The following is a 20640-nucleotide window of genomic DNA, read 5'->3' on the forward strand; positions in this document are numbered from 1 at the left end:
CAGACCCCAATTTTCCACCTTCAATATGCCTGTTTGATGGCTCTCGAGCAATTGGGAGATACTTCGGCTCGAGAAATTGCCGCGACTGATGAAGACCCGTTAATTCGCGCTAAGGCGGGTGCTCTTTAGCTCTTGCACTGTGGGCTCCGGGACTCGCCAGGTCAAATTCTTCATCGATGAGTTTGACGAATACTTCTCTAATGCTTCGATTGTGAAGTCCGGGTTGTTGGATTATATCCATTGCCAAGGCTGTTAGGACACCGAGTTATTTTGCTGATTGACAACGCGAGCAAGATGTTTGTGCTGATGCACGCGCACGCGCGTTCGCACTGATTTTCCTAACGAAACGTCAGTTCGGGTTAAGGATACTTGAAAGTCCTGGTACAGATGTGGATTCGAGTCATCAGTGGAAGAACCTCTCACTCCACTGGCTCTAATCGACTCTAAGCACTCGCCATCGCCCCCTACACCCCACACCCCACCCCCAACCGACACTTTTTATCCCGAACTGACGTTAACGAACCTGGCAACTGCCATAGCATTTCCCTCAACTGACCTGTTTCGCTTCTGCCTTCACGTAAATTTCCGGGGGGGCTTCGGCAAAATACTTAAATAAAGCCGGACACAGCCAACCCTCCAAATTCAGTCCTTCGATTTGATACCAATTTCCCTCGTACTCCTGACGCACCCAGGTGAGTTTTTCCTGAAATCCGGGGAAAGGTTGACTGGCAAAAATGAGCTTGAATCCCTGTTTCGCGTTGGGAATATCTTGCACGAGGTGCTCTATCATTTCGGGAACGCCACAAACAAACGGTTCTCGAACTAAACCCGTACTGGCATCATCAAATACCCAAATTTCTTCACATTGATAGGGAAAAATAACTAAGAGTTAATTCTTCATTATATAGCATATAAAAAAATTAGATTATAGATTTTATTTTATAATAGTTTATTTGGTAAAGTATAAATTTTATCTAAAATCTAATACCTATCGATACCCATTTAAATATCTATGAGCCAGCGAGTGATTCTCAACCTAGTGGGAGGTAGTCTAGAAACTGGTTTTCGGTCAGTTACCGCCCAAGTTTCCACCATGGGAGACGATCGCTCGCTCGATAGCTCGATGCAGTTCAACGGCAGCTTACCCCCCGCTCCAGCTCTCATCACCAGCTACCGACGCTGGCAACTGCTCTGCGGCGCCCTTTACCAACGTCAAAGCCGCAGCTTCGATGACGATTTCGAGATTGAAGAAGATGATATCACCCATATTTCGGAAATCGATTTTGAGGCGTTAAATCAACAGTTTCAAACCCAACTCAACGACTGGCTAAATGCACCCACATTTACCAATATCGATCGCAAATTACGCACGGAACTCAACGCCGATGACGAATTGCAAATTATTGTCGAAACCGATGACGACATTGCGAGTCGATTGCCCTGGCATTTGTGGCATTTTCTAGAGGATTATCCTCGTTCGGAAGTGGCTTTGGGGTGTTTGGAACGGGGCAAAATTTCCCAGACGAAAACCGCTTCCGGGGCGGTGAGAGTTTTAGCAGTTTTAGGTAGCAGCGAAGGGATCGATATTCAAACCGATCGCCATTTACTCTCGGCGATTTCCAGGTCTGCCATTTCACAGCTAGAATTAACCTGGCTCGAAACCCCCAAACGATCGGAACTCAACGAAGCCCTATGGGACGATCGCGGTTGGGATATCCTCTTTTTTGCCGGACACAGCCGCACGGAAGGAGAAACCGGACGCATCTATATTAACGATCGCGAAAGTTTAACCATCCCCCAACTCAAATACGCCCTGCAAACGGCGATCGAGCGGGGGTTGCAACTGGCCATTTTTAACTCCTGCGACGGGTTGGGATTAGCGCGGCAGTTAGCTGACTTGCAAATCCCCCAAACCATTGTCATGCGCGAACCGGTTCCCGATCGCGTCGCCCAGGCATTTTTAGAGTATTTCCTCGCCGCCTTTGCCGGGGGAACCTCCTTCTTCCTCGCCGTACGCCAAGCCAGGGAACGGTTGCAGGGACTCGAAAGCGAGTTTCCCGGTGCCAGTTGGTTGCCCGTCATCTGCCAAAATCCCGATCGCCCTCCTCCCACCTGGAAAAGCCTCACCCAACCCCCACTGAAATGGGGAATTCTGCCGAGATGGCGTTGGGGGCGGATTCTGGCAGCCAGTGCTATGGCTACCCTGGCGATACTGGGGGTTCGATCGCTCGGTTGGCTGGAAATCTGGGAACTGCAAGCCTACGATCGCCTCTTGCGACAGCGCCCCCCAGAATCCCCCGACGATCGCCTTTTGGTGGTGGAAGCGACAGAAGCAGATTTGAGCGAATACGGCTTTCCCCTCCCCGATGAGATTCTCGATCGAACCCTCGAACGCCTCGAAGCCCTCGAACCCGCCGTCATCGGATTGGATATTTACCGCGATCGTCTCGTCGGAGAGGGGCGCGATGCCCTACTTGCCCGGTTGCAGGCGAATTCCGACGCAATCGTCGTTTGCAGCACCCAAGTCCCTAACAACCCCAAAAAAACCGGCGTTGCCCCTCCACCCGAGATGCCCGAATCCCAGGTAGGCTTCAGCGATGTCATCAAAGATGCCGACGGGTTGGCGCGCCGCCACTTGATGTTCCTCCAACCCCACCATGCCAGTCCCTGCCTCACCAACTTCGCCCTCAGCAGCCAACTGGCACTTCGCTACCTGGCAACCCAGGATATCGAAGCCGAAACCATTCCCCCGAAACAAGTCCAAATTGGTGATGTTCTCCTCAAACCCCTCACCTCCCGCAGCGGGGCGTACCAAAATTTAGACGATCGCGGCTTTCAAATTATGCTCAACTACCGGCTGCCGGAAGTGGCGCGACGGGTGCGATTGGGCGACGTTCTCGCCGGTAACCTCGAACCGGAGTGGGTGCGAAGCCGCATCGTGTTGATAGGCATCACCAGCCCCATTTCCGCCGACTACTTCTATACCCCCAACAGCGCCGCCCAACTGCCCTACAACACCCTGCCGGGGGTACTGCTACAGGCGCAAATGACCAGTCAAATTGTCAGTGCGGTAGAAGATGGACGATCGCTCGTTTGGTGGTTGCCGCTATGGGGGGAATGCCTCTGGGTGGGCGGTTGGGCGTTTGTAGGCGCTTGCGTTATCGGGGGCGATCGAAATTGGCTTAAAATCGCCTTGCGCCTGGGTATCGCTACGGCTGGATTGTACGGTACCTGCTGGTTGCTACTGGTATGGGGGGGATGGATGCCGCTGGTGCCGTCAGCGTTGGCATTGCTGCTGGGGAGTGGCGGCAGTGGCGCGTTGCAAAGTGGGGGGTTCGATCGAGTTTTGGGGCGATCGACGTTTTTGAAAAATCGTTAAATCCTCTGGGGCGAACTGGGCTGCTAAATAAAGATGAAGTCGGAACCCGACAGACTCGAAACCGCCACCCCCTCCAGAACGATTTCCTTCTGCCCGTTAAAGGTAATGAAAGTGTTGCCGCCAAATTCGCTCATCAATCCTTGAAGTTGAGCAAAAGAACTCACACCGGTATTTTTGAGGAGTACTTTGTCCCCCTGGGTAAAATCTCCCACGAAATCCTCACCGAAGTTGCCGACGAAGATAAAGCGATCGTTCCCGCTACCGCCGAGCAGGAAATCGTTCCCCGCTCCGCCGTCAAGGCGATCGGCTCCTCCATCCCCAAATAAGAGGTCGTTGCCGTTTTGCCCGTAAACGCGATCGTTGCCGCCGCTTCCGTGGAGTTCGTCGTTGCCATTGTGACCCCAGAGCCAGTTTGCGGCCGAGTTGCCCAGCAGCGTATCGTTATATTTTGACCCCTGAAGCTGTTCGATCGAGGTATAAGTATCGCCAGCGGCTTCGCCAGTATTGCTTCCATCATCCCCCAAGTCGGCTCTCACCGCCGATGGTGCCGTCGTGTAGGATGCTCGATCGTTACCGCTGCCGCCGTTGAGGTCATCGCCTCCCGCACCACCCCACAGGATATCGTTTCCATTTCCCCCCTTGAGGGTGTCTGCATCGTTGTTTCCGAAGAGTCGATCGTTGCCGTTGCCACCATCGAGGTCATCCGCCCCGTTCTGTCCGTAAAGTCGATCGTTGCCGTCGCCTCCATTGAGGTCGTCCGCCCCGTTCTGTCCGTAAAGTCGATCGTTGCCATTACCGCCATTGAGGTCATCATTTCCCGCCAGTCCTCTTAACAGGTCACTTCCCCCCAAGCCTTGAATCGTGTCTGCGCCGCTCGTTCCCGTCAGCGTATCGTTTCGAGCCGTCCCCACGATCGCACCGGGGTCTGAAAAACCGAAATGGGTTGCGCTCAGATTGCCAATATTAATATTTTCCAGGACGATTGAAGTGTCCGCATCGAAAACAATCGCTGCATTCGGTCCCCATTGCTGGAGAAGTGGTTGCACTTGGGCAAAAGATGAAACGCCTAAATCTAGCAAAATGACCTTGTCGGCACTGAGGTTAAAATCGCCAACAAAATCTTCTCCGGCAGTGAAGACGAATCGATCGCTACCCGAGCCACCCAGATAAAAATCGTTACCATCTCGTCCCCGGAGAATGTCGCTTCCCGCCTGGGCTTCAAAGATGTCATCACCATCGGTTCCGAACAGTTCGTCGTTGCCCGAAGTGCCTTGAATGAGATTGCTGCCTCCACCACCATCTGCATACTCCTGGAGCACTAACCCGCTATCGCGAATCGAGCCATTGTTGTTGAGAAGACCGAAATTACCCGCGCCGTCATCAAAGAGTCGGTATGCTGTGGCGACGGGGACATCATTCCAGCCTCGAATCAACTCCAACGCCGTCTCCATATACTGAACGCGCGTGTTTGGGGAAACGTCCCCCCATCCATTCCCGATCGTCCAGCCAAACTCCGTAATCCAAACATCTTGCGAGACGAGATTCCGGAGTCGATTCATTCCGTAGTCGAACGACCAGAGCTTGTTGAGGGTCGGTCGATCGCTCGCATTGAATTGGGCGAGAGTTGCATCGGGTGCCCAAGGCATTCCGTAACCTGGATCGCCCGACGTATCGTTAACTCGGGTATAAGGGTGAACTGCCAGCCCATCGAATTGAGCGCCTGCGGCTATCATTGCCTGCACGTATTGAAAATCCGTCCCCGCCGTCGAACCTCCTAAAACGGTGACATCGGTATTCGCGGCATTGGCAGCATTGTGGAGCGCTGTATAAGCGGCATTGAGGAGTTCGACATACTCGCTGGCGAAGCGGGTTTTGACGAGAACGAAGGCATCTTGACCGTCCACTTGCCGCACGTCTGTTGCCGGGTTCGCACTACCCCAAAATTCAAAAACATTTGGCTCGTTCCAGACTTCCCAAGCCAGAATGTTATCGCGGACGCTGGACAGTTGATTGTAGAAGTAAGCCATTGCATCGGCAAAATCCCCCGCATCCTCTGGCGGGTGCCAAATGCTATCGCTGGGGTTCGGACGCGCCCATTCCGGTGTTTGGGCAAACAGCATCACCACCTTAACGCCCTGGTCCTCGGCGTATTGGATGGCACTGCGGACGTTATTGATGTAGCTAGTATTCCACTGTCCCGGTGCGGGTTCTAGAGCATTCCAATCTCCCGGAAACCGGATAACGTCGGAACCGAGTTTGATGGCTTCATCGATGTAATTCTTGAGGGATTGGGCGCTATACCCGTCGCCGAGACGCGAGGGACCCCCTTCAAATAGCATATGCACGCCATATAACGTATCGTTCGCCACACAAAACCCCCAGCTTGAGTTCGCATTGATTGTTTTTAGAGGGTACATGGCATCCCGAAGATTGACATCCGCGATTATGCGTAACTTGAGTCCAATATTCGGTCAGAGATGGTGAGATCGACCAATTACGAGACTGTCACCCTACCCCCGATGGGTACTCACTCAAGCCAATTGGGGATTTGAATCATTTATCGAAAATTGAAAAATTCCCTTCTCGGATTCAGCTTCGAGAAGTGACACGAATGGCATTCGCAGTCCTTGGTGAATTTCCTACAGTGAAGACATCGAACGAAACACATCCAACACCAACACACGAGGATAAAAAACATGACCCTTGCCAAAGAAACCCAAACCGTTCAAACCGCCAAAGCCCACCCCATCCTCCGCAAAGGTAGCACTGGCGATGATGTTAAATACATCCAGCACACCCTCAACTATATCTACGGTCCCGATCTGAAAGTGGATGGAATTTTCGGCAGCAAAACTGAAGCCGCCGTCAAGCAATTCCAAGAAGACTATGGCTTAGTTGTGGATGGCATTGTTGGTATTCAAACCTGGTACTATCTGGTTGAAGCTCGCCGCGCTCCCATCTCTCCCAAATTCCCGCTTTTGCGTAAAGGCAGCACTGGGGATGATGTCAAAAAATTGCAACACTTTTTGAATTGCTTTCACTACGAACTGGTCGTTGATGGTATCTTCGGACATAAAACTGGAGCTGCGGTCAAAGATTTCCAGGCTCGCAATGGTTTAGTTGTAGATGGCATTGTCGGACCCCAAACCTGGTCGGCTTTGTATCAGTACGCCTACTGCTAATTTCATCGGCTAAATAAATATCACGGGCGATCGTTCTTGGAGGGCGATCGCTTTTCGATGATTATAAAGTAACTTTTCGATCGCTAAATTTATAGATTTTATCGAGTTATTCTATAATCTAAAAGTCTTGACGGCACAGAAGAGCGCACGCCTCATGGGCTAAGCATAAACCAAAGTAAGACCAGTCTCCTGGATGGTGACCGAGCGCTGCTTTGGATTGGAAACTGACATCATCCTCAGCTCGCCAACGTTCTGTATCGAGCCATCCAACCCGATCGCAAAAATCGTACCAAAGATCGAAATTAAACGCTTGCGTACCCCCCAGTTCTCGGAAAATTTTCCGTTGGATGCTAAAGCCGAAGCGATTGTTACTATATTTTCTCCACAGATAGTCGATCTTACCCAAATCTTCCCCGGTAAAAGAATAGATATCTTCAAGTCTGAGCCATCCTTCGTGGGTTCGATCGACTGCCTCTAACATGATTTCCGTTGTCTTTCGATCGGCCTCTTGCCACTTCCCTAGTTCAAGTAAAGCTTGCACTTTTTCCAGTTTCATCGCAAATACTATTTCGTTTTTATAAATTCTACTTATCCTCAACAGAATTTTTTTGAATCAATGAAAGCTGGACGGTATCTGAGAAAATCGAAAGATGACTTCACTCAATCTTCCCATGCTCGCCACTCTCTCGATATTTTTTGCTATCTCTTAATTGAGGTTATTCATATTTCTCATATCATCATTGTCGCCCCAATTCCAGGTGAGTAAGCTGCAATATCGTGTATCCTAAATAATAAGAATTTTTTTCAATTGAGCTCTACCCCTTGCGCGACTCCAGTTAAACACGTGAGTTTTTAACTGGATCGATCCAGATATCTAAACCCTTAAAAAAGCCTAACCGTATCGATGTCTAAACAGATTCCTTCTTTAGTCGCCCAAATCGAACAAGTCTTACTGCCGACTGTCTCCATTCAAAGCGTTTACCATCACGATCCCGTTCGAGTTCGCCAGATTCCCACCCCCTGGTATTTGGTGGGTACGGGGAATTACGCCGCCGTATTCGGTCACCCAGACCATCCCACATTAGTCGTTAAAATCTATGCCCCCAATCGCCCCGGTTTTGAGGAAGAAGTGGAAGTTTATCGGCGGTTGGGTTCCCACCCAGCCTATTCGCAATGCTATTGGGCAAAAAATGGCGTTCTGATTTTGAAGCGACTCGAGGGAGTCACGTTCTACGACTGCCTCCATCGGGGCTTGCGAATTCCCCCCCAGGTGATTCGGGATATCGATCTTGCCCTCGAATACGCCCGAACCCGAGGACTTCGCCCCCACGACGTTCACGGCCGCAACGTGATGATGCACGAAGGGCGCGGTTTCGTGGTGGATATTTCCGATTTCCTTCATGAAGATTATTGTTCCCTGTGGGATGACGTGAAGCGAGTGTATCGCTATTTTTACCGACCGATTCTCAGTCGGCTGCCGATTCGATTTCCCTACGCAGTGTTAGATGCCGTCCGTGCCATCTATCGCTTCTACCGTCGTTGCGGTCGGTGGTTAAAGCGGACTCGCAACCCGCAGTCGCTTCCCATTCGTCAGTAATGGAGGGCTTCGGAGGCAGGGGGAGCTAAAAATTCTTCCTTGTCACCCCACACCCCATAACTCTATCTGGTGGGTTTGATTCTCGGGTTGAGTCTAAAAGAAGAGCGCGTTGAGCTATATGATAGAAAATCGACTAGAATTTTCGCCATTTCCCGACAGCGCACCATGACTCAGCACTACCGCATTACCCTCCTTCCCGGCGATGGCATCGGCCCAGAAATTATCCCCGTCGCCGTTGAAGCCCTCAAAGCGGTGGGGAAACAGTTCGATCTGAGTTTTGAGTTTCAAGAAGCCCTCATTGGTGGGGCCGCCATCGATGCCACGGGGAATCCCCTACCGGAAGCCACCCTCGACACCTGCCGCAATAGCGATGCGGTTCTGCTGGCAGCCATCGGCGGTTACAAGTGGGATAACCTGCCCCGCAACCAACGCCCGGAAACGGGGTTGTTGGGGCTGCGAGAAGGGTTGGGACTGTTTGCCAACCTGCGTCCGGCAACGATTTTGCCCCAACTCATCGACGCTTCTAGCCTCAAGCGAGAGGTCGTGGAAGGGGTAGATATTATGGTGGTACGCGAACTCACCGGAGGGATTTATTTCGGCAAACCTAAGGGCGTTTTTGCCTCGGAAACTGGCGAACAACGGGGGGTGAATACGATGGCCTACACCGAAGGAGAAATCGATCGCATCGGACGGGTGGCGTTCGAGATTGCCGGTAAGCGTCAGGGCCGACTCTGTTCTGTGGATAAAGCGAACGTGTTAGATGTTTCCCAACTGTGGCGCGATCGCATCTGCGCCCTCGCCCCCAACTATCCCGATGTGGAACTGTCCCACCTCTACGTCGACAATGCCGCTATGCAACTGGTGCGCGCCCCCAAACAGTTCGATACGATCGTCACCGGTAACCTCTTCGGCGATATCCTCTCCGACGCGGCGGCGATGCTGACAGGGAGTATCGGGATGCTGCCCTCGGCGAGTTTGGGGGAAGGCGGTCCTGGGGTTTACGAACCCGTTCACGGTTCCGCCCCGGATATTGCCGGTCAAGATAAAGCCAATCCCCTCGCCCAAGTGTTGAGTGCGGCGATGATGTTGCGCTACGCTTTAGACCAACCCCAAGCTGCCGATCGCATCGAAAAGGCAGTAATGGCGGTTCTCGATGGGGGATACCGCACCGGGGACATCATGGCCGAAGGAATGAAACCCGTCGGCTGCCAACAGATGTCGGAGGTTCTGCTAGAAGCGTTAGCCGGTTGAGGGGGGCGAATTTTCCCCACGAGTCGGTGCGCGTTGTCTGCAATGAATGTTGCTGGAGTTGCGGGGTCAACGACCGTTGACCCTGACCTATCGCCACAGATCGTTCCATTTCGAGAAAAGCAACATTTGAGCAACGCCACGGCGAATGGGGTTAAATTTCAGCGATCGTCCACTGCTCGACGGGAACGCCGACGGTAACGGCAATCAAGTCACCGTTGGGGAAGAACAGGGCACCATCACCGGCAGGAGAGTTGGCAAACACATAGAAATCGAGACCTCCGGGTACGCCACTCGTGCGAATGACGAGGGAATCGATCCCAGGTTGATAATCTTGAATCTCCGCCAAGTCATTAAATCCCTGACCCAGATACAACACTTGACCGGTATTGGGATTAGCCAAGAAGAATGCATCTGCCCCGACTAATGGAGTTCCGTCGGCAGCGACCCCATCTCCAGTCAGGATATCGATCTCACCGCTACCATTACCTCCGGCGTCGATACCGGCGATATTATCGTTACCATTACCTCCGGTAACTGTATCGCTCCCAGTGCCGCCAAAGAGTAGGTCGTTGAAATCGCCGCCATCGAGTAGGTCGTTGCCGCTACCGCCATTAATCGTATCAAATTCGATGCCCCCGTCAATCGTGTCGTTCCCCGCACCACCCACGAGGCTGTTGAGACCGCGATCTCCAAAAATTTCATCGTTGCCAGTCCCCCCATCAACAGTATCGTCACCGGGTCCGGCATTAATTTCGTCGTTATCTTCCCGTCCGAAAATTAGATCGTTGCCGTTCTCGCCAAATAAGCGATCGTTCCCAGTTCCCCCATCGAGAATGTCATCACCGAACAATCCAGAAATCAGATCGTCTCCTTCTTCACCCACGAGAGAATCGTTACCGCTACCGCCAAAAATGCGATCGTCTCCACCCTCTCCAAAAATAAAATCGTTGCCGCTGCCACCATCAATAAAATCGTCTCCGTCCCCGGAACCAAAGTTATCTCCAAAAAGCAAGTCGTCATTACTACCGCCAAAAATGCGATCGTCTCCATCGCCTCCTAATACCGTGTCGTCATCTGAGTCTCCTCTGATAAAGTCATCGCCACCCATTCCGACAATGAGATCGTCTCCCCGACGACCGTAAACGATATCTCTTGCCGAAGTGGTCGGTCCCAGACCCGGAACCGGGATCGTAACTGTAATCTGACCGGTGGAACCCCCAAAATCTGGAAACGTGATGGTTCTGACCACCTCTTGAGTAAATCCGTTAATAACGTCGTCCGAGTTCGTCCCTCTGATAAATGCCATCTTTGTCAACCCTCCCTCAAGGTTTTTCGATGTATTTGCAAGAAAAATATATCTGTATCTAAGAGTCTTACTATAAGGAGGGAAGCTCTAAAAGTGTTGCCATTTTGGCAGAAAATAATTTTCGAGATCGCGATAAATAGGATTGTTTCAATCGCACTTTTTTAAAGATACTATAAAGGCCTACAAATTTTTATTGAACAAGAGTTAGATCGAAAAAATCAGAAAAATCCCACGACACTTTGGACGTGGGAAAAGAAGAGAAGGTATCCGTGAAAACTGAATTTTGCAGCGTAAGAATATTACAAAACTTATGTAAGATTTAGAGGAACTATGACTGTTTGCGGTTGAGTTTCGATCGCATTCCCATGGTTCCTCCCATGACGAGTAGAGAAATCGCAATTGAAGAGGCAAAGGGTTCGGGAACGGCAACCGCTGCTACATTATTTTTGACTTCAACAACGGTGACATAACTATTTGCATCGAAACTTCGCTGATAAGATCCTTCGGCAAAGAAGAAAATTGATTCTTCAGTTTGCGAATCGCCAAAGTCTTCATCAGCGAATACATCGACATCAAAATTATTGCTGCTTTGTTGAAGGGTTGTACCAAGATCCGGACCTTGACTCAACAAGATCGCAGATAAGGAAAATGTATCGAGTAGGGATTGATTTGATTGACTCGTTCCACCAAAGATAGCTAATGAGATATTAGCACCCGCACCCACAAATTCCGATAGAGGATTGTCGATTTGGGTATCGATGAGAGAGGAAATAATAAAATCAAAGGAAAATAGCGAGGCTGTATCGAGGAAAAAATTACCGATAACTTCGGCTTCGCTTTGTGCCAAAAAGAGATATTCGCGACTATCTCCCCCCACTTGACTGGTCGTTGTATTGAAGGCTTCGGCAGGGTCTTCGTCAAAAATGAGGGCGCCACTGGCATCGGCATTGGCAAAAATCGATCCGTTGCCAGCACTTGAACTGATGGAGTCGCCATTATCAATCGTCGAACCGGGATCGAATCCATCTAAGCTAAAGCCTTGGGCATCGGCATTGACTGATAGGGAACCCGATACGGGAGTGTTATTGAAGTTAAAAAGATTGACGGTCGAGGAAGACGAAGCAAAAGTAGCTGCGAGGGTGGGGGCAGCACTGAGGGTAGACCCGGCAATAACTGGGGCAGCTAATACAAATAAACCCTGGGTTAGTTTTTGAGAGAAAGTCATATTTTTTCTCCGAATACTGCGATAGAATGTCGATATTGCGTACTTTTACTGGATAAATATATCGAGGCAACCGAGCGACAATAGTTAATTTCACTCAACGTTGCTCATCATGCTATAGCAATTTTTCTGGATTAAAATAAAGAGAGATTAAAGTTTGTAGGTATGTTTTGTATTTTTACCAAATCCTACTGACACTCCCCTAGCTCTTCTTGAATCCGTAATATTACCGATCCAGTCATTCCTTTTGTATAAATACTGAATTTTATTTTCTTGAATTCTAAAAAATCAGAAAATATACAGGCAAAAAAGAATGATGTTGGATATATTTATACGTGTTAATACTGAAGTTTTAGAGCGAAAATTGACGATTGCAGCCGATAAAAAAATCCCACAAATCTCTCTATTGGCAAACATTTACCACAGTAAAACTTGTTAGAGATTGGCAAAATCCATAATATCGATCGCATCCGTATTTACCCCGAGTAACACGATCGTCAGTCCCGTTGCCGCAATTTGAGTATCGTTTCCCACTTGCGCGAACGTGAGGTCGGCAAAGGTCAATCCCTCTCTCAAGCCGATAATATCCACGCCATCGGTAAAATCGGCGATCGTATTGCGGCCATCTCCGGGGCGAAAATCGAAGCGATCGCCCCCCAAACCGCCCACCAACCAGTCGTTACCGAGATCGCCACTGAGTACGTCGCCACCGAGGCCGCCCAATAAAGTATCGTTGTCTCGACCGCCATAAAGTCGATCGTCATCCAAACCGCCATCGAGAACGTCGGCCCCGAAATTGCCAAACAGGCGATCGTCCCCCGTCTCTCCATAGACGCAATCGTTCCCCAAATCTCCCGCCAATACATCATTGCCGACTCCACCAACGGCAGCATCATCGTCCCTTCCGGCATAAATCGTATCGCTGCCGGAACCTCCGTGGGTGTAGTCGTTTCCAGCATTCCCAAATAGCAGGTCGCCCCCCTCATCTCCCCAGAGGCGATCGTCCCCGAAATCTCCCGCCAATACGTCATTGCCGACTCCGCCAAGGGCCGCATCATTCCCCTTACCGCCAAAAATCCAATCGTTCCCCTCTCCGGCCTCAATCCGATCGTCATCCCGGTTAGCAAACAGGAGGTCATCGCCCGGACTGCCCAATATATCGTCATTGCCAGCCCAAGCGACTACCGTTACCCGAACTTGACTGCGACCGTCGAGGGTATTGGGGTTATCGTCCCCTTCAATGAAATTGCCAGTAATCGTATTGATGGTGGGGTTGGGAGTAGGAAACGGAGGCAGATTCTGGAGGTGGGGGCAAAATTGCGGTACCGTCGGGACGCTGGGAATTGCGGGTATCGCTGGTATCGCCGGATCGATCGGAGTCTGGGACGGGCGATCGCCGCTATCTTCTAAATCCGGTTGCGGTGGGGTGGCGGGAACTTCTGCGGTGACGGCAATTGCCAAGAGATCGGTATCCGTTTGTGCCCCACCGGGACGAGTGGTATCGCGATCGTCCGTGGTAATTTCAAGGCTGGCTTCCCCGACAAAATCGATCGTGGGGGTAAAGCGGAGTCCGGCGAGGGCAATTTCGATCGCCTCGGTAGTCCCCAGAAACGAGAGGATTTCGTCTTCCGTCCCATCTCCGACGAGGAAGTCGAGTCCGGTTGTCTCCCCTAAAGTTACAGTTCCCTGGGTAGCGGTGAGGGTCACTTGCAGCGGGATAACTCCCCCATCGGGATCGAAAATTCCCAGAGGGATGGTTAGAGTTTGGTTCGCGAATGTCGTGACTGGTATTGCCGGCAGCCGGTTTTCTGGCGGTTGGTTCGTCACTGGGATGGGGGAAATGGGAGTCTCCAGATTCAACCCGATAACCATCGGATCGCGATCGCCCGCCCGGTAGGAATCGGCGTTGTACCAGTTGTTGAGTTGCGCCGCCGATTGAAATTCTTCGTTGTAGTCGAAAATCGCGGGTTCGTCGGCATTAATGCGCCACCGGCCCACCCCGGTAATTTGGGGGGCGAGGCTAGAGTTGGCGAAGGCGTAATCGAGGGTTCCCCAAGCCCCACCATTGCTACTGGAATAGGAGGTCGTGTCGAGGTTTGTATATCCAGCGCCTTCGATCGCCGCGATCGGATCTTCTCGGGCGTAAGCATTCAAATCTCCCACGACCAACACATCGCTATCCCCCGCCGCCGTCGGATCCGTCGCCAACCATGCAGTCAGGGCATTTGCCCCTTCAACACGGGTTTGATTCCAGTTTCCCTGACCGTCTCCGGCATCGATATTTGCCCCGGTTCCCGTTCCAGCTTTGGATTTGAAATCGCTGACAGCGAGGGTAACTTTTTCCCCAAAACTGGGATTCCCACTTTCCGTGACAACAAAGGTTTGGGCGAGGGGGGGAGTATTGGTGTTTTCCCCCTGGAAAATACCCGGTGTCTCGAGAAAAGCTGCCGTTCCCACTTCAGAAACAACGGCCCGTTTGTAGAGAAATCCCGATGCGATCGCCCCAGACCCCAACATCGGTACGCCGGGATTCACAAACTCGTAAGTTCCCGCCCCCACCACCTCATTGAGGGCATCGGTTAAATTGGCAATGGCGCTACCGGGTCCGTAGCCGTTATTTTCCAGTTCCGTCAGGGCGATGATATCCGCATCGATGGCTGCCAGGGCGATCGCAATTTTGTCTCGCTGGCGAGTGAATTCCGTGAGGCGATCGGCCCCGAGTGCCCCATTACTGCCATTATCGAAGGTGGTGAAGTAGTTGTTGAGGTTGAAGCTCGCCACTTGTAGGGAACCATCCACGGCCGGTGGCGTTGCTGGACGGGAATTGGCGCGGGCAAAGTCGATCGCCTCGACCACTTGCACTCGATACTCGCCCCCCATCTCCCCGACGATTCCCGCAACCCCCGTTGCTGTATCGCCCCCCCGCAGGGTTTGGCTAGCGGCGTCAAATTCCCGATCGAGCAATCGTAAATCTGCGGGATATTCTTCGGTACTACCGTCATCGAAAATAATTCGATCGAGGGCGTTGGCAGTCGCAACCGCATTGGCAGCCGCGCCGGGAGAGGCAATTTGAGTCGGTTGCCATAACCGTCCGCGGCTGGAGAGAACCACTTCTCCAAACTGCCCTAAATTTTCCGTACTGGTGACGGTAAGGGTTTGAGGAAAGCGAACCCGCATCCCTTCGTAGGCTTCCAGGGCGATCGCGTTGGCAAAGGGTAAGGTGACGGTGGTGGTGGTTGGAAGAGGGTTGCCAGAATCGAGAATTTCGATGTGGGAAACATTTTCGATCGCCGTTTGTCCCGAACGTTCCCCCACTTCCCCCACTAAACGCACTTTATCCCCCACCGCCACATCGAGGGCATCGTGCAAAACAAAAATCCCTTCCGAAGTGGCGGGGTTGCCGTCGGCATCGGTATCTTCTTCTTGGAGGAAAAATCCTTGCAGTTCTTCGTTTCCCTGGAAGTCGCCAACAACGATCGCTTCGATCTCGAAAACGCTTCCAGTTACCGGACTGGATGCGCCATCCCCTTGAATTTGGTGAATGGGGGTGAGGGTGAGGTTGGTTGCGCCGGGGGAAGCCAAACGAATCGATCCGAAGTCGTTGTGGCTGAATAGATTGGTATTGCCATCGGAGGTACGTCCTCGGGAGATACCATCGGTGTCGTTTCCCCAATCTTCGATCGCCCCTACCCGAGTCGCAGTCGTTGAAAAACCCGTGTAGTCAGCAGTCGGATCGTCTGCTGCTGCGCCGTTGAAGGCAAACTGCACGTACTCATCGGCATCGGGATCGTAGAGGACGACGTTATCGCCACCGTTATTGATAATGCCTGTCCCCCGTCCTGCATCGAAGGCGAGATTACCAGCCGGGAGATTGGGTAACGAACCCCCAGCTTGGATACCGCCAACGACAACGGCAAATTTTCCGGCCCCCAGTGTCGTCCCTAAAGGAAAGGTAAACCACAAATCTCGACCTTCATCCCAAAGCTGCAAACCCCCTAAATCGATCGCACTTGAAGAGAGATTGTAGAGTTCGACAAATTCATCGTTGTTGTTTGCCGTTCCGTTACCGTCAGTATCGAAGTTTTGGGTTCCGTTCGGATCGATTAATACTTCGTTGAGGACAATCCCGCCGCGCAGGATACTGGTGGTTGGGGTCATCAGATTTGGGTAGAGACGCAAATGTAAAATCGATCGAGCCGATTTTATTCTTTTTCTTTTCTATTACAACGGGGATTGAATCCTGTTTGCCTCCGTACAAATGCGGATGCTCGATCTCGATCGTTCGGCTGAGTTCGATGTCCGACCATAAATATTCCCGATCGTCACCAAATTTCTGTCAACGAGGGAGACATATTTGTTGATATTTTGTTGATATTTATAGATCGAAAAAAATATCGGGTGGAGTTTTGAAGCGAGACCCACCCGATATTCTTTCTAGACGCACCCAAATCCTAAGTAGACACATCCTTTAGCAAGGAGAATAAAGCTTAAGAAAAACCCATTCAGAAAAACCCAAGACAATGGAATTTTTTTCCAGATGTTATCGCCGATCGCACCCTAATAACAAGGCACCGACTCCAGCAATTTTCAACACCTCTAATCCCCAATATCCGAGGTGCATTGGCATCATTCCCGACGGCATGCCATCCATGGGAGAAAATAGATCCAGCTGAATGCCCATCGCACTCATTTGGGGTGTGAGGATATAGGTATAAACCAAAGGAATGACAAGCAAAATGGCGGATAAAACAATCGCCGTTCGTCTCCAGCCCCCAGCAAAATAATGGGTGCCGCTCAACCATAAAATCCCAGTCATCACCGTCCCGGCAAATAAGAGTTCTAAGTGATTGAATGCCTCGAAGGTCATATAACCCGCAGATGCAAATCCCGGCTGGGTCATCATGCCGGCTTCCCATAAGCTAGGCACGACCACTAAATCTAAAACGAGGCTACCGCCGAGCCAAAGCGCCAACGCAAAAGTCACGATCGATTGCCACGCCGGCCGCTTGACTTCTAAATTTGTAAAAGTCGTCATCTGCGAAATTTCATTATTATGTCTTGTCACCATCTAGTCTAACGAAAAAAACTCGGAAAAAATATGAAGTATTCTTGCAAAATATCGAGATGTTTTTAGGCGGAATATTTACTTTATAAAAGTACACAATATAGGTTGATTCTGGTTCGTATTGAGAAAAAAGGAGAAACGAACAATTTCAAACCCAAAATCTAAAATCTTTCAGCAATTTAATTAAACGTCAGGTGCGGAATCGGGGGAATTGGGGAATGGGGGATAGGGTGTGGGGTTTGGGGAATGGTTAATTGAATAATTCTCTTCTCCCTGGTCTCCCCATGCGCCCATTGTCCCCCTTCGCCCCCGAAGCCCAAACTCCCGTTACCGTCCGCTACCCACAGAACGGTTGCTATACTCCCAAATTTTCGTCTGAGCGATCGAATACGACGACGTTTCGTAGGGGACCTGCTCCAAAAAGGCGATCGCCTCGTCAATCCGACCCACCCGCGCTCGTTCGCTGGCTTGTTTCACCATCCACTGGGCGCGAATCTCCTGTTTTTGCCGATACTCTGCCAACTTCGGTTGAATGCGATCGTAAGCGGCCGTACCGGAAGGAACCCGTTCTAGGGCGGTTAGTGCCCCGGTAAAATCACTTTGCGCGGCCAATTCGTAGGCCTCTTGTATCGATTGATAAGCGATCGCATCCTGCTGCTGGCGGCGTTTCTCCTGGTACTCGACAAACTTCGGCTGAATTTTGGTGTAGAGGGTGGTATCGGGGGGAACTTCTTGCAGGGCTTGCAGCGCCCCGTCAAAGTCTCCCAGGGCCGCGAGTCGGTAAGCTTCCTCCACCCACTGATGGGCTTCCACTTCCCGTTTGATTTGCCGTTTCTCCTCGTACTCCGCCAGTTTAGGCTGAATTTTGCTGTAGAGTTCCGTGCCTTCGGGAACCTGTTGCAGGGCATCGAGGGCGCCCGTAAAGTCTCCTTGACGCGCCAAATCGTAGGCATACTGCACCCATTCCCCGGCCACCGCATCTCGCTTGAGTAGTTGCTGTCGCTGGTATTCGGCGAGTTTGGGTTCAATTTGGGCGTAGAGTGCCGTGCCTTGGGGAATTTGTTGCAACGCCTGCAACGCCCCGGCGTAATCCTCTTGCGCCGCTAAGTCGTAGGCTTGCTGCACCCACTGTTCCCCCAGGGTTTCGAGTTGGGCGAGGGAATCTTCCACCATCGGTTTGAGTTTTTGCTGCCACGCATCGAGTTGGGGCATTTCCCGCGCGCCTCGCAACACCGCTTGCCATTGTCCTCTCGAAAACGCCCCTTCAATTTCCGCATACTTGAGGCTGGCGGCTTGCCAATCTTGCTGCCACTGGGTGATGGTATCTTGCGCTTCGACGGAGTTGGCGAGCATAATGGCTCGCTGGAGATTTCCCGCCTCGTATTCTTGGGTGGCTTTGGCGAGAATTTCCGCTTCTTCCTGGGGCAAATCGTAGAGCATATACGCCCCAGCGGCGATCGTCATCAGATTCGCGGCCAGTCCGACACTCACTCCCGTCCACAACACCGCAGCATAGGGAGATTTGCCCGATTTCAATCCCTGGGGGACTTTGGCGATCGCATTGGACGCCGAGGCGGGTAAGATGGCTGAGGCCGCCACATCGATCGCCGTGCTGCCATCTGCTTGCACCAAAAAGTTCGAGGCCGTCGTATCGGGAGAATTCAGTGCCGAAGTCAGCATTTTGGGAACTGCATCGGGATCGACTTTACCTTCCCCCGAAAGAACCACAGAGCGATCGATTTTTTTGGGATCGTAGCTGGGATTCGTTTTCGCAGAATCGTCGGGAAAAAACACATCCATCACGGCAAACCAGCCATCCGGTTGCTGTACGATCGCCCCTTGGACAGGTCGGTTTTTTTTAGATTTGGAGTCGGGTAAATTGTAGTGGAAGTACAGCATCGTTTCGCTATCGTTTCACTCTGAAGGGTGGGGCTTGGAGTACGGAAAATAGCAGCGTTTCCCTTTCATCGAAGAGATATTTCCCCGCTGCTCGATGTCAAATCGTCAGTGAAGGTCGCGGTAGAAGTGCGGGTAAATTTAGAGAGGTTTAAGACTCTCCCACCGGGGATATTTAAAATCAGGATTTAATATCGCTCTCAATCAAGATCTTCTGACACGAAACCGAGCTTTCAGGATAAATTCTCGGTCGCGATCGAAATTTATTCGACAATGTTTTTACCGTTATATAGATAACCTCAGTTCGGGAAAAGACAGTTTCGAGTGGGGGGTGTGGGGTGTAGGGTGTAGGGTGTGGGGAAAGGCGGCTCCAAGTTCCTACTTCATACCTGGGTCGCTCCTCCCCCGGTGTTGTTCGACCTCTTTCAACCCATTGCTGGAACTGACACGATATCCCTAGCTTGCTGAATTTCCTTAACCCGAACTGGCGTTTAGATATGGTAAAGATGGTCAAGCTCCGGGGTCTTTATTCACATCAGGCGCGGGTTGGGAACGGGGTGATGATATGACGCGGGGACGCGGGGACGCGAAGAGCAGAATTGGGGGTTTTGGGAGAATTGGGAGCAAGATGCTCCCACTATGAACTGTTTCCTGGTCCCCGAGAGCAAGCGAAGCCCCCGAGAGCAAGCGAAGCTCCCAAACTCCCGAAGCCTCCCAAGCCCGATTGCCTGTCCCGCCCGATTTGTGGTGTACTAGTCCCAGTCACCACGAGCGCAACTCACAAGCATTAACCCACACCCTCAATCGGAATGGCAGAGCATTTTAACAAAGGCAGACAAGACGGCTGGTTTCACGATCGCGGTCATTGGGGCGGTTTTTTTCACACCTACCCCGACTTCAAAGTTGGCGGTTCCGAGGATACGCCGCGCAAAGTCCATATTTTTCTTCCTCGGGACTACGAAGTGAGTGGAGAACGCTACCCTACTATCTACATTAACGACGGTCATACAGCATTTTTCCCCGGCGGGGAGTATCGCAAAACCTGGAATGTTGGCGGCGTTCTCTCCCGGCTGTATTTGAGCAATCGCATTCGCAAAGTCATCGCCGTTGCCGTCTATCCGGTCGATCGCGATCGAGAATATACCCACGCCCCAGTCTACGGTTGCAATTGGGGGGGACTCGATACCTACAGCACCTACCTCGCTCAGTCGGTGAAAGGCTTCATCGACGATAACTACCGCACCCTCCCCGACGCGGAACACACTTTAGTGATGGGGGCGGGACATGGCGGACTAGCAGCGTTTTATACCGCTACCCAACACCCGGAAAAATTCCGCTGCGTGGCGGCGTTGTCTCCTTCATTCTGGGTGGGGTTAGATTCGGCGATGGACTTTTCTCTGCTGAATTTACTCGGACCCTCAATGGGGGCGCTGGAGTCGTCGGCACTCATGTTTTCCGCCTCGAAAACCCTAGAAAATCCTGCCCTGCGCCCGAAAGTTTACCTCGATTGGGGATTGGTGCGCGAGGGTGGTTTCCACAACGAGTTTATGGAAGAACGGGCCACAGTGCGGGGTCGGGAAATGCGGGATTTGCTGGTGTCTAATTTTGGTTATCGAGAAAACGAGAACCTATTTATTACCGAAGATGCGATCGGTCAGCATTCTGAGGAATCCTGGGGGGGTCGCCTGGAAAATATTCTCCCCCTCTTTTTTGGAATTTGAGCGGCTTACAATAACATTAAC

The 20640-nt window shown here is 51.5% G+C and carries 13 protein-coding genes; 5 read left to right on the plus strand and 8 right to left on the minus strand.

Features of this window, described 5'->3' with window-relative positions; all coding sequences use genetic code 11:
* Positions 1 to 547: 547 nt before the first annotated feature.
* Entirely contained in the window at positions 548 to 880 is a 333-nt protein-coding gene (locus AC2215_RS07325; protein WP_486809406.1) for a DUF6717 family protein, read from the minus strand.
* A 132-nt stretch (positions 881 to 1012) separates the two neighbouring features.
* Between AC2215_RS07325 and AC2215_RS07330 the strand changes: the two genes are divergently transcribed.
* Positions 1013 to 3379: a CHASE2 domain-containing protein gene (locus tag AC2215_RS07330; protein ID WP_486809313.1), complete on the plus strand. Its 2367-nt coding sequence runs from the start codon at positions 1013 to 1015 to the stop codon at positions 3377 to 3379.
* Between the two features lie 23 nt (positions 3380 to 3402).
* Here AC2215_RS07330 and AC2215_RS07335 read toward each other — a convergent pair whose 3' ends face one another.
* The gene (locus tag AC2215_RS07335; protein ID WP_486809314.1) at positions 3403 to 5748 is read right to left on the minus strand and encodes a cellulase family glycosylhydrolase; all 2346 of its coding nucleotides are present in this window, start codon (positions 5746 to 5748) and stop codon (positions 3403 to 3405) included.
* A 327-nt stretch (positions 5749 to 6075) separates the two neighbouring features.
* Here AC2215_RS07335 and AC2215_RS07340 point away from each other — a divergent pair, with 327 nt between their 5' ends.
* Positions 6076 to 6561, plus strand: a complete 486-nt coding sequence (locus AC2215_RS07340; RefSeq protein WP_486809315.1) for a peptidoglycan-binding domain-containing protein — start codon at positions 6076 to 6078, stop codon at positions 6559 to 6561.
* 118 nt (positions 6562 to 6679) lie between these two features.
* Here AC2215_RS07340 and AC2215_RS07345 read toward each other — a convergent pair whose 3' ends face one another.
* Positions 6680 to 7117: a GUN4 domain-containing protein gene (locus AC2215_RS07345; RefSeq protein ID WP_486809316.1), complete on the minus strand. Its 438-nt coding sequence runs from the start codon at positions 7115 to 7117 to the stop codon at positions 6680 to 6682.
* A gap of 348 nt (positions 7118 to 7465) precedes the next feature.
* Here AC2215_RS07345 and AC2215_RS07350 point away from each other — a divergent pair, with 348 nt between their 5' ends.
* Together AC2215_RS07350 and leuB are read left to right on the plus strand one after the other, a co-directional pair.
* Positions 7466 to 8158, plus strand: coding sequence for a hypothetical protein (locus AC2215_RS07350; protein WP_486809317.1), 693 nt, complete (start codon positions 7466 to 7468; stop codon positions 8156 to 8158).
* Between the two features lie 165 nt (positions 8159 to 8323).
* Complete coding sequence (gene leuB / locus AC2215_RS07355; protein ID WP_486809318.1) at positions 8324 to 9409, plus strand: 3-isopropylmalate dehydrogenase; 1086 nt, start codon at positions 8324 to 8326, stop codon at positions 9407 to 9409.
* A gap of 151 nt (positions 9410 to 9560) precedes the next feature.
* On the opposite strand, the gene AC2215_RS07360 is transcribed toward leuB, so the two are convergent.
* From AC2215_RS07360 to AC2215_RS07380, 5 genes are all read right to left on the minus strand, one after another.
* A complete protein-coding gene (locus AC2215_RS07360) occupies positions 9561 to 10715 on the minus strand; it encodes a calcium-binding protein (RefSeq protein ID WP_486809319.1) in 1155 nt (384 codons plus the stop codon).
* 328 nt (positions 10716 to 11043) lie between these two features.
* Entirely contained in the window at positions 11044 to 11940 is an 897-nt protein-coding gene (locus tag AC2215_RS07365) for a hypothetical protein (protein WP_486809320.1), read from the minus strand.
* Between the two features lie 432 nt (positions 11941 to 12372).
* Positions 12373 to 16095 carry an ExeM/NucH family extracellular endonuclease gene (locus AC2215_RS07370; RefSeq protein ID WP_486809321.1) on the minus strand — a complete coding sequence of 1241 codons (3723 nt, stop codon included), beginning with the start codon at positions 16093 to 16095 and terminating at the stop codon, positions 12373 to 12375.
* A gap of 382 nt (positions 16096 to 16477) precedes the next feature.
* Complete coding sequence (locus AC2215_RS07375) at positions 16478 to 16972, minus strand: hypothetical protein (RefSeq protein WP_486809322.1); 495 nt, start codon at positions 16970 to 16972, stop codon at positions 16478 to 16480.
* A 357-nt stretch (positions 16973 to 17329) separates the two neighbouring features.
* Complete coding sequence (locus AC2215_RS07380; protein ID WP_486809323.1) at positions 17330 to 18901, minus strand: hypothetical protein; 1572 nt, start codon at positions 18899 to 18901, stop codon at positions 17330 to 17332.
* An 806-nt stretch (positions 18902 to 19707) separates the two neighbouring features.
* Here AC2215_RS07380 and AC2215_RS07385 point away from each other — a divergent pair.
* Complete coding sequence (locus AC2215_RS07385; protein ID WP_486809324.1) at positions 19708 to 20619, plus strand: alpha/beta hydrolase; 912 nt, start codon at positions 19708 to 19710, stop codon at positions 20617 to 20619.
* Positions 20620 to 20640: the final 21 nt, after the last annotated feature.

It is taken from the genome of Zarconia sp. (assembly GCF_057467645.1).